At 36.7% G+C, this 10,427-nt stretch carries 14 protein-coding genes and 1 pseudogene; 11 read left to right on the top strand and 4 right to left on the bottom strand.

Annotated elements, in window-relative coordinates; genetic code table 11:
* The 3 genes and pseudogenes from ACFIKN_RS05870 to ACFIKN_RS05860 all read right to left on the bottom strand — a co-directional run.
* Nucleotides 1-246, bottom strand: a pseudogene (locus ACFIKN_RS05870) (hypothetical protein); the annotation flags it as partial.
* Nucleotides 247-359: 113 nt separating this feature from the next.
* The gene (locus tag ACFIKN_RS05865) at nt 360-740 is read right to left on the bottom strand and encodes a hypothetical protein (protein ID WP_375621921.1); all 381 of its coding nucleotides are present in this window, start codon (nt 738-740) and stop codon (nt 360-362) included.
* A gap of 206 nt (nt 741-946) precedes the next feature.
* The gene (locus ACFIKN_RS05860) at nt 947-1,249 is read right to left on the bottom strand and encodes a helix-turn-helix domain-containing protein (protein WP_183229374.1); all 303 of its coding nucleotides are present in this window, start codon (nt 1,247-1,249) and stop codon (nt 947-949) included.
* Between the two features lie 91 nt (nt 1,250-1,340).
* Here ACFIKN_RS05860 and ACFIKN_RS05855 point away from each other — a divergent pair, with 91 nt between their 5' ends.
* From ACFIKN_RS05855 to ACFIKN_RS05845, 3 genes are all read left to right on the top strand, one after another.
* Nucleotides 1,341-1,592 carry a helix-turn-helix transcriptional regulator gene (locus ACFIKN_RS05855; RefSeq protein ID WP_273791720.1) on the top strand — a complete coding sequence of 84 codons (252 nt, stop codon included), beginning with the start codon at nt 1,341-1,343 and terminating at the stop codon, nt 1,590-1,592.
* Nucleotides 1,593-2,166: 574 nt separating this feature from the next.
* Complete coding sequence (locus ACFIKN_RS05850; RefSeq protein ID WP_375654754.1) at nt 2,167-2,493, top strand: dATP/dGTP diphosphohydrolase domain-containing protein; 327 nt, start codon at nt 2,167-2,169, stop codon at nt 2,491-2,493.
* Between the two features lie 11 nt (nt 2,494-2,504).
* On the top strand, nt 2,505-3,410 hold the full coding sequence (locus ACFIKN_RS05845; protein ID WP_375658057.1) for a hypothetical protein: 906 nt from the start codon (nt 2,505-2,507) through the stop codon (nt 3,408-3,410).
* Nucleotides 3,411-3,608: 198 nt separating this feature from the next.
* Here ACFIKN_RS05845 and ACFIKN_RS05840 read toward each other — a convergent pair whose 3' ends face one another.
* Complete coding sequence (locus tag ACFIKN_RS05840; protein WP_375612671.1) at nt 3,609-4,244, bottom strand: hypothetical protein; 636 nt, start codon at nt 4,242-4,244, stop codon at nt 3,609-3,611.
* A 75-nt stretch (nt 4,245-4,319) separates the two neighbouring features.
* On the opposite strand from ACFIKN_RS05840, the gene ACFIKN_RS05835 reads away from it, so the two are divergent.
* The 8 genes from ACFIKN_RS05835 to ACFIKN_RS05800 all read left to right on the top strand — a co-directional run.
* Complete coding sequence (locus ACFIKN_RS05835; RefSeq protein ID WP_375645343.1) at nt 4,320-4,793, top strand: crossover junction endodeoxyribonuclease RuvC; 474 nt, start codon at nt 4,320-4,322, stop codon at nt 4,791-4,793.
* Nucleotides 4,783-6,024, top strand: coding sequence for a hypothetical protein (locus ACFIKN_RS05830; RefSeq protein WP_404977334.1), 1,242 nt, complete (start codon nt 4,783-4,785; stop codon nt 6,022-6,024). Before ACFIKN_RS05835 ends, ACFIKN_RS05830 begins: the two co-directional genes overlap by 11 nt.
* A 273-nt stretch (nt 6,025-6,297) precedes the next feature.
* Entirely contained in the window at nt 6,298-6,687 is a 390-nt protein-coding gene (locus tag ACFIKN_RS05825) for a hypothetical protein (protein ID WP_375658056.1), read from the top strand.
* A 294-nt stretch (nt 6,688-6,981) separates the two neighbouring features.
* Entirely contained in the window at nt 6,982-7,779 is a 798-nt protein-coding gene (locus ACFIKN_RS05820; RefSeq protein WP_375658055.1) for a hypothetical protein, read from the top strand.
* An 86-nt stretch (nt 7,780-7,865) separates the two neighbouring features.
* On the top strand, nt 7,866-8,306 hold the full coding sequence (locus tag ACFIKN_RS05815; RefSeq protein ID WP_375620303.1) for a hypothetical protein: 441 nt from the start codon (nt 7,866-7,868) through the stop codon (nt 8,304-8,306).
* A gap of 205 nt (nt 8,307-8,511) precedes the next feature.
* Nucleotides 8,512-8,784, top strand: a complete 273-nt coding sequence (locus ACFIKN_RS05810) for a toxin HicA (RefSeq protein WP_273791602.1) — start codon at nt 8,512-8,514, stop codon at nt 8,782-8,784.
* Nucleotides 8,774-9,091 (top strand): type II toxin-antitoxin system HicB family antitoxin, encoded by a 318-nt coding sequence (locus ACFIKN_RS05805; protein ID WP_006590330.1) that lies wholly within the window; start codon nt 8,774-8,776, stop codon nt 9,089-9,091. Before ACFIKN_RS05810 ends, ACFIKN_RS05805 begins: the two co-directional genes overlap by 11 nt.
* Before the next feature lie 282 nt (nt 9,092-9,373).
* Nucleotides 9,374-10,427, top strand: a 1,054-nt coding sequence (locus tag ACFIKN_RS05800; RefSeq protein WP_375658054.1) for a DnaB-like helicase C-terminal domain-containing protein, incomplete at its 3' end; no start/stop codon positions are given.

Raw genomic sequence — 10,427 nt, 5'->3', positions numbered from 1 at the left:
TGCATGACCATCTACACGAGCGTTTCCATAAACATGTGCATCACCAAAAACCTTGGCATAACCATAGACTTTTGCATCATCACCTACCCAGCAATTACCATCATGACTTAGATTGTCTTCTTTCTCGATATAGCCGCCTAGGTCGTCTGCTTTAACATCATCAAAATCCCTTAAAGCACGAATGCGGTGGAGAGTTTTTCTATCAAACTCAATTGTTTCATCAGTAAGTTCGTATTTTTTTTCCATGGTTTTACTCCTTTAAGTTAGATTCTGCCTTTGTCGTTCTTGCAAAAGAACGGCATTGCATTGTGTGGTGAATTTTTTGAAAAGGTGGCGTCTTTTAAAAACGCCTTTAGCTTTTAAAGCACATCACAAGGACGCAAACGGTGTTGTTTTTCGTAAGAACCATACATTGCATCATCATATTCGCGCTGTTTTATATCATCTAAAAAAAAACCGTATGCTGTGCTGTGTAGAATAAAATCGTGAGGAATGTTTCCGTTGAAACACTGCTCTTCACATTCTTTAAGATAGAATTCGGCAATATCTTCAGAGATATCTTCGCAACGATTAGTCGTTGGTTCAATACGCAAAATTTGGACAGCATTATCGGCTTGGTCGATAAATTTGATCATGTCACTTTCTTCTAAGAAAGGACCAGATTTAGCGAGATTTTGCTCTTCATTTTCGCACATCACTAAGAGAATTTCATCAGAATTTATAAACACTGGTTTATTCACAAATGCCTCCATACTGCCTATTGGCAAAAGTTATTTTCTAAGATATGGGATATCTTGATACCAAAATGGTAATTTAAAGTCAATACCAAAATGGTTATTTTTTATTTTTTATTTTTTATGAGTAGAACAAATGGATGAAAAATGGTCAATTAATACGCAAATATTGGAACTATGGAATAAATTGACAGAAGATGAAAAAAGAGAGTTTATTCTTTTTTATCTTGATAAAATGAAGAAAGGAGATCCAGAAGTTTAACCTTATTATCGTAGCTTAGATGCTCTAACATATCTTCAATTTGTTCATCTAAGCTATTAGGCTTATTTCCTGAAAACAACAATTGTTTGGGAGTAATTTTTAAGTGTGGTGCCAAACGTATAGCCCACTCTTTTGTTAATTTTCGTTGCCCATTTTCTAAACGAAAAATTTGTGGCTGACTAGTTCCCACCAATTCGGCTAATTCTTTTGGAGTTAAACCGACTTTTTGTCTGAAAAATTTCAAATTATTCATGATTCTTATCCTAATTAAAAAAAAAATCCTTTCAAATGCCAATATGGTAAAATTTCCTTGTTTTAATAATACCGATATGGTATAAAAAGGAATGTCTAAACTAAAACTGTATTTATCAAAGAATAATATTACTTATGCCGAGTTTGCGATTTTGGTAGGTGTTACGCAAGCATCTGTAGCACGCTATGTAAATAAGAAGCGATTTCCGCATCCTAAGATAATAAAAAAGATAGCAGAAGTTACCGATAATTACATAAGCCCTAGCGATTGGTATCAAGAGAATTTTCCTTCAATTGCAAAAAGTTCCGGCGTTGATAGCGCGCGTGAGACTTTGCAGCCTTAAGGAGGTGATGATGGCTGTAGAAAAGAAATACGAACTTACTGATGAAACAATTGAGTTTGATGGCAGAACACTTCACCGCATTCGTGCACTGAGAGACTTTGGTGATGTTAAAGCAGGTGATTTAGGAGGCTATATAGAGAAAGAAGACAACCTAAGTCATGAAGGTGATTGTTGGGTTGGGAATAGGGCATGGGTTTATGGTGATGCACGTGTTTTTGGCAATGCCAAGGTTCTTGGTTTTTCTCATGTTTATGACAATGCCCGTGTTTATGAGAATGCCAATGTTCTTTTAGCAGCTGCGATTTATGGCAACGCCAAGGTTTGTGGTAATGCGCATGTATTTGGCAATGCCAAGGTTTGTGATGAAGCTGCGGTTTTTGGTAATGCTTACGTTTACGATAATATCCATGTTTATGGCAACGCCAAGGTTTATGGCAACGCCAAGGTTTGTGGTTATGCCAAGGTTTGTGATGCTGCTAAGGTGTTCGGTCATGCCGTGGTTTATGGTAAGTCCAAGATTTATGGAAATGCATATGTTTGCGGCACTGAAGAATATGGTGGCGACAGAGTTTATATGTGTTCACATAATGCAAATGAAGCGCATAAGAATGATGATGGTAAGCCTCGTGTAGAGCTTATACCGCCGTTGGCACTGCTTGAAATTGGTAAAGTTTTAGAGTTTGGGGCAAAGAAGTACGGAGCAAACAATTGGCGTAATGGCATGCACTGGAGCAGGTTTCACGGTGCTGCTTTACGTCATTTATTAGCATGGTTTGGTGGAGAGCATAAGGATGCTGAGAGTGATTTATCACACTTGGCACATGCGGCTTGTTGCATTCTTTTTTTAATGGAATGCGAAGCACAACAGATTGGTCATGATGACCGCCCTCATAAAAATTAAAGGAGATAAAGATGAGTTCGAATGAAATTTTATGGATAGCAGTGGTTTCAGTTTTGCTCTTAAGCGGAGTGATGTTTCGTATTGCATTGCATTATCGCAACCAAGTTAAAGCACTTAAAGAGCAGGTTCAAGATATTAAGAAAAAAATGAAAGAGAATGAGTTTAGGTATTTAATGGAAAGCAAGCAGACAATTGATGAATGTGATGCGGATCTTGAAGAACGTGACAAGGAAATTAAACAACTGAAGCAAGAGATTGAAGAACGCGACGAGGAAATTAAACAACTGAAACAAAAGACTGAAGAGCATGAAAAGGCGTTCAGAAATGTAAGTGAAGTTGTAATGACACTCGAAGCAGATGTTCAATCACGTGATACGGAAATTAAAGAATTGAAGCAAGAGATTGAAGAACGCGACGAGGAAATGGAAGAACTGAAGCAAGAGATTAAAGAACGTGAGGAGGAAATTAAAGAACTCGAAGCAGATGTTCAATCACGTGATACGGAAATTAAAGAATTGAAGCAAGAGATTGAAGAACGTGAGGAGGAAATTAAAGAACTCGAAGCAGATGTTCAATTACGCGACGAGGAAATTAAAGAATTGAAGCAAGAGATTGAAGAACGCGACGAGGAAATTGATGAACTGAAGCAAAAGATGGAAGAATGTGACGAGGAGGAAATGGAAGAACTGAAGCAAGAGATTGAAGAACGTGACGAGGAAATTGAAAAACTTAAACAAAAGATAGATGCGTACCGAGAAGAGTTTAAACGGAAAAGTGAAAAGATACAGGCACTAAAAGCAGATGTTCAATCACGCGACGAGGAAGTTGAAAGACTAACACAAGAGCTTAAACAGCGTGATGAAGCAGTAAAAGCACCGTCTCATAAGAATAAGAAGAGTAAGAAGAAGGGTAAGTGAGGAGAGAAAGATGAGTCCAGAAGAAATTAAGTATTTATCTAAATATATCACATTAATAATTTGTAACGTAGTGGCACTTTATCACGTTTATTACTTCTATAAAAAGACACAAAATTTAAGAGATGAGATAATGGAAAAAGATAAAATAATACACGAGCAAGAAAAGATAATTCAAAAATTATCTCCTTCTAACATTTTCTATTCTTCAAAAGATAGAAAAAAGCTAGGCCAAAACTTAGTTTGAACCACTCTTTCTGGGTGATTTGATGAAGTGTGTTCAATGATAAAGATTGGTACAGTTTCGATATTTGGTTTGAGGTGGCGAACTGTGAGAGTAAATAGTGCTTTTTCATGTCTTTTTAGACTAAAATAGCCGCATATGTCCTGAGAGTTTAAGTCTGCTCTAAAAGGGCTTTCAAACCCCATGTATTTTTCATTCTCAGGGGTAAAAGCTATTACATGATCTATAGAACCACCTTCAACAAATGCAAACGGACTTTTTTTATCTATCTGAAAATTATTCATTTTTATTGAATATTTTGTAGGATTTTTTATGATTACATCTACTCTAATAAAGAAATCTTTACCGCTCCTATATGCGTATGGTTTCCCATCTATAACAACCTTTAGGTTTGGACCTAAGTCTCGCGTTTCTTTTTCTTGCCATAAGATGGTGAGATGTTTTTTTGCCGTTTCAGCTTGGCTTTCAAGGTGCTTTATTTGTTCATCTATTTTTTTTAAGTCTTGTTTTCTAAACCAAAAAAGGAAAATTCCATTAAGAATAGCAATGACAGTAGTATCTAATGCACTTATCCATTTAAGTATTGTTTCCATATCCTATACACCCTTCTTTCCTTCATTTTCGGAAAAAAACAATCTTATAAAACACGTTATGTATGGAGTGGTGTGGTGATTAACACGATTCTTTGTTTTGATCTAGGTACCAAAACGGGGTGGGCGATACGTGGTGCAAGTGGTGACATGTTCAGTGGTACCGTGAATTTTCAATCGCGCCGTTTTGAAGGCGGTGGAATGCGTTACTTGCGCTTTAAGCAATGGCTATCAGAAATAAAGCAGACAGCAGGTCAAATTGACGTGGTGTATTTTGAAGAGGTGAGGCGTCATAAAGGTACAGATGCAGCGCATGTTTACGGTGGTTTGTTAGCAACGTTAACGGCGTGGTGTGAACAGCATCAGATACCGTATGAGGGGATACCAGTAAATACGATTAAGAAAGCGACGACAGGCAAGGGGAATGCGTCGAAAGAAGAGATGATTAAGGCGGTGCGTGCAAAAGGGCACAATCCGAAAGATGATAACGAAGCAGATGCTTTAGCAATTTTATATTTAGTTAAAGAAAGGGAATTGGGGTATGTCAACTAAGTTGCCATGGACGAGGCTTTTTGCAGACAAGTGGGCAATAGTTGTTGATTATTTGCCTGCTGTAGAGGGCAATATCTATATGCGATTACGGTTACGTATGTTGCGTACTGGTGAACCTCTTTTTTATAATATTAAAGTTTTATCTAATTACACTGGTTATTCAGTGAAGAAGTTTGAAGCGGCACTGAATGTTTTGCTTGAAGAAGGATATTTCATTCGTTTAGCAGATGGTCGCTTGTGGAATTTAGATGTTGAAGAAGAGCTTACTAACTCTCATGAGAGTTTAGAAAAGGTATCAAAAGCATCACGATCAAAGAGATTATCGGAGAGAGCAAAGAAAGCAGCGCAGGCAAGATGGGATAAACATACAACTTATACTTGTGATGCTTGTGATGATGCTCAAGTTACTGAAAATACTGATAAAAACGATGCTAAAGCAATGCTTAATGATGCTAAAACGATGCTTAATGATGCTAAGCATGCTAAGCATGATGCTAAAGCGATGCTTAATGATGCCTATATATATAACAATAACATTAACAATAACATTAACAATAACAATAAAAATAAAACTATTATTTTATCAAAAAGAGAAATTGATTTTGAAAATTTAGAAACAAACGATTTTGTTGAAAAGGCAATCGAGTGTGATGTTGAAAGCCAATCAGAGCAAATCAAAACGATAGAAACCAAACAACCAATCATTCGCGAGCAAAATATCAATCTTTCAAACGAAGTTAACAACCGATGGCAAATTAACGAAGCGATGATTGCGAAATTGCCTTCACGAAAAGTTAAAAAGGTTGGAAAAAAACTTTCAGAAATCTTTGACACGATGATGCCTGCTTATTTTCCAGAGAAAGCAAACTTTTTTGAAGGAACAAAGAAAACAAGGGAAAAACAAGAAGTTGAAAGAATACTAGAAGATTTCAAACCCGATTTTCAATACGCAACTGAACAAGGATTAACGCATGGTGAAGCCTTATCAGAATTTGAAAAATTTGTACGCTTTTCAAAAACCAATCCATGTCGAAATGCAAATGAACGCGATTGGCAAAGCGCTTGGGATAATTGGATTACGCATCCAGAATATGGATTGGTAATTAAGAAACACAAAAAATTAGAAACGGAAAAACTATATGCAACCGCATGCTATAAATCATCATCAAACAATTTCGCAAATAAGCTTTCAGAAAGATTTAGCATACCCCCAACAGCGATCTACGCTTAAAGACACTTATGGATCAGAAATAGAGCTTTTTTCGGGAGCATCAGTCATGAAATCGTATTTAAAAGGATCCGAAAAAACAGCAAAGTAGTGAAATTTGCTGATGATTTTGAGAATAGAGATGCGTTTAAATTGACAGAAAGGCACCGTACAGAGCGATTTAAAGATTTTGTGATAAAAACCACATTGAAATTAAAAACGCTTCTGTACGGTCCATTTTGAGGCAAATAAACCCATTGGTAAAGTTATGGATTTAGATAGGGGATATTAAACCAGATGTTTTTAAAAAAACGTAAACAGAAAGGGCAAAAAAAGTGGGTTGCAACGGCGGTGGGGCATGCACCATGGGGATTAGGGGTAGCAGAGTATTTTTATAACCTTTACGAATATGATGATGGCACAAGAGAATACGAAGAATTTGACGGTGGTCAGTATCATGAGATGCCTGAGAATGTTGATTACAGTACCAAGGCGCAAGTGAAAGCTTGGATATACGGTGGTGATTTGCCAAGAAGCGTATTGAGTTGCGAAGCATTGATAGACGAGGTGAATAGGGAAATCAAAAAACGTACAGTGAAAGCAGTGAAAACTTATGATGATATAGACAGTGAACTAGAGAAAGCACTTGATATTCAATTAGGTAGGTATCAAAATGAAAAAAATTGAAAAAAATAAAAAATACGTATTGACATTAAAGAAAAGGTCGTTTATTAAGGTCGACAAGTGCTTAACAACACTAAATCACAAGCGGATAAACACCGATAAGGTTTTTCCCATTTCTTAAAAATACTGGCTGTCTTTTATGCTTTGAATAGCGTATAACGATTTTGTCGGGTGTGGTTACACCATACAATACTCTTATGAGAAAAGTGTAACGACGGACTTGTGACCGTGTTTGTTAGCACCCGACGCCCTTATGGGGTGTTAATAACAAACCCAATTATCACAAGGATTACTAGCATGAAAGCTACAGTTAAAAATCAAGAATCTTCCTTTTTTATTACAGATGATAATGGCTCTTTTAAAAAGAGAGAGTTTGCAAAAAAATACGAATTTACAGGCGAGACGATTGAAGTTGGTTTTAAGACACTTCATAGAATTAGAGCATTAAGAGATTTTGGAGATGTCAAAAAAGGGGACCTCGGCGGTTTTATAGGTAGTGAATACAATTTATCGCATCATGGCAATTGCTGGGTCGGAGGTAAAGCCAAGGTTTATGCTAATGCACGGGTTTACGATAATGCCGTTGTAAGTGGTTATGCTCATGTTAATGTGGAAGCTTGTATTTATGAAAACGCCCGTGTTTATGGCAAGGCGGTTGTAGGTGGCTTTGTTTATGGAAATGCTGAGGTTTATGGTTTTGCACGTATTTATCCTCGTGCAAGAATTTATGGGAATGCTCACGTTCATTATAATGCTTGGGTTTTTAATGATACACATATTTTTGGTAATGCCAAGCTTTCTGGATATGCTTGCATTTATGCTGATGTAAAAGTTTATGGTAATGCCAAGGTTCTAGGCTTTTCAAAACTTTATAAAAATGCACACGTTCATGGGAACGCTGTTATTGAAGGGCATGCTGAAATTCATGGGATTATTTATGGTAATGCAAAAATATCAGGTTATTCAAAAATTTATGGGAAGGTTTCAGGCAAGGCAAAATTAAGAGAGTGTGATTTTGTTCATAGGGAAGGTGAGGTTTATAGTGGCAATAAAGTCATATATAACTCGAATAATATTTTAGAAAAAGCAGCGTAAATGACGGCGCGGGCGCGGCGGGGGCGCCTCCTTATAACCATTTCATTTAAAAATTTGTTTGAATATTTAGATTAGGAGTAAAACCTATGACCACTAAAAATGTATCTAAAAAATATGAACTTACTAATGAAACTACAGAAGTTAAAGACCATCTCTATGGTAGAGTTAGAACACTTTATCGCATTAAAGCTTTAAGAAGTTTTGGAAGTGTTAAAAAAGGAGATTTAGGGGGCTTTATTGAAAGTGAATACAACTTATCACATGATGGCAATTGCTGGGTTGGTGATGATGCCAAGGTTTATAATGCTGCTATGGTTTGGGGGCATGCGAAGGTTTTTGAAAATGCAATAATTTGTGATGAGGCGTGTGTTAATGGGTTTGCGAAGGTTTACGGTAATGTACGTGCTTATGGAAAGGCAATTATTGGTGGCAGGGCGCGTGTTTTTGGAGATACGCAACTTATTTTGGGGGCATGGGTTACAGGAAGAAAAGAGATTTCTACAGGTTTAATATCCTTTTGTAGATAGATAAAGACTGTAGATAAATTGACTAAAGCGGCTTCTAAAAGATAGAATTAAAAAAAGCCGCGTCCTTTAAGACACGGCTTTCTTTTTTTGTTTAACGCAACAAAACTTTTTCTGATAGTTTTTCTTGTATACATAAAAGCCTCTATTCAATAGATTTAAAATGATTAACTAGGAAGGTTTATAAAATGATTGACTAGGATTAATAGTGATACTATTATTGGTTATGAACAATAAAGTTGAAAAAATAATCAGCTTGATGCAAGCATCACCAAGGAACATTAAGTTTTCAGATTTGTTGGCTGTGTGTGTACATTTTTTTGGAGAACCACGGAACAGTGGTACGAGTCACTTTGTGTTTAAAACCCCGTGGCTTGGTGACCCGCGTGTGAATATTCAAAAAGATTCTGGCAATAAGGCAAAAGCCTACCAAGTCAAACAAGTATTGCAAGCGATAGAAAGGATAAAACATGAACAGTAATCATTATACATATCGTGTTTTGTGGTCGCAAGAAGATCAGGAATATGTCGGATTGTGTGCAGAATTCCCATCCCTTTCATGGTTAGCATCTCAAGCAGAGAAGGCTTTAAAAGGCATTATGGATCTTGTTTCAGAAGTTGTTGAGGACATGCAACATAACGGAGAAGAAGTTCCTGTGCCTTTGTCGCATGGTAAATATAGTGGTAAGTTTCAATTAAGAATCCCACCAGAACTCCATAGAAAACTTGCAATACAAGCTGCCGAAAATGGTGTAAGCTTGAATAGATACATTTCTTCTAAGCTTTGAAAAGTCTATACGACCAGAAGATACCCTCCGCCCCTTATTTATGTTGCTTAGAATTTACATAAAAAAAGCCGCGTCCTTTAAGACACGGCTTTTATTATCAAAACAGCTAGCGATCCAAATAAACGATTAAAATAACCAATCGAAATATAAAAGAACATCTCTTTATTGCACAAAACGTATCAAAACGCAAGCTGTTAAGTAAAATAAAAATGGGATTCACACTGTAGATTCAGTGATTTATAATTATCATTTATCAAATCAATTTAAATCATAATGAATAAAATGAACGCTGTTAAATTACCTTCTTTTCAAACAGAAGAACAATCTTCTTTTCGTCAACTGCCCCATAATATTGAAGCAGAGAAAGCTTTGCTGGGTGCTATCATTATCAATAATAATGCTCTTGATAGCGTTTCTGATTTTTTAAAAGCAGAGCATTTTTTTGAACCGTTGCATCAAAGGCTTTTTGATATCATTTCACAAATTATTCAAAGTGGAAAAGTTGCAGATCCCATTACTATTAAGCCCTTTGTTGAAAATGATGAGAAAATTGGTGACATCACTGTATATAATTACGTGGTGCGTTTAGCTACCGAGGCAGTCACAATCATTAATACTAAAGATTATGGAATCGTCATTTATGATCTGTTTATCCGACGCTCTTTAATTAACCTTGGCACTCAAGTTGTGAATAGAGCTTATGATGTTTCTGTAGACCTTACAACATCACAACAAATTGAAACTGTTGAAAATCAGTTGTTTGAATTGGCAGAAAAGGGAAAATATGGGGGTGGGTTTGAAAACTTTAATACAGCCATTGCAAAAGCACTTAACATGGCAAGTGCAGCGAAAAAGCGTTCCTCAAGGCTCTCAGGGATAGCTACCCATATCAAAACACTTGATGAGAAAATGGGAGGGCTACAGCCATCCGATTTGATTATCATAGCTGGACGCCCTGGAATGGGGAAAACCTCTCTGGCGACCAATATTGCTTTTAATATTGCCAATGCTTGCAAGCGTCATGATAACAGCCAAGCCAATGAAGGGGGTATTGTAGGTTTCTTCTCACTTGAAATGTCATCTGAACAGCTTGCAACTCGTATTATCTCAGAGCAAATAAAGGTTTCTTCTTCTGATATGCGCCGTGGTAATATCTCAGAAGAGCAATTTGCAAAAATTATTCACGCAATGCGTTCCTTACAAACAATCCCTCTTTATATTGATCAAACGGGGGGTGTATCCCTTGCACAATTGTCCGCCCGTGCAAGGCGTCTTAAACGACAACATGGTCTAGATGTCTTGATTATCGATTATATCCAACTCATGACAAGCGGTT

This window comes from Bartonella sp. CL436QHHD (assembly GCF_042195105.1).
Lineage (GTDB): Bacteria > Pseudomonadota > Alphaproteobacteria > Rhizobiales > Rhizobiaceae > Bartonella.
This window is presented reverse-complemented; position numbering and strand designations above follow the sequence as displayed.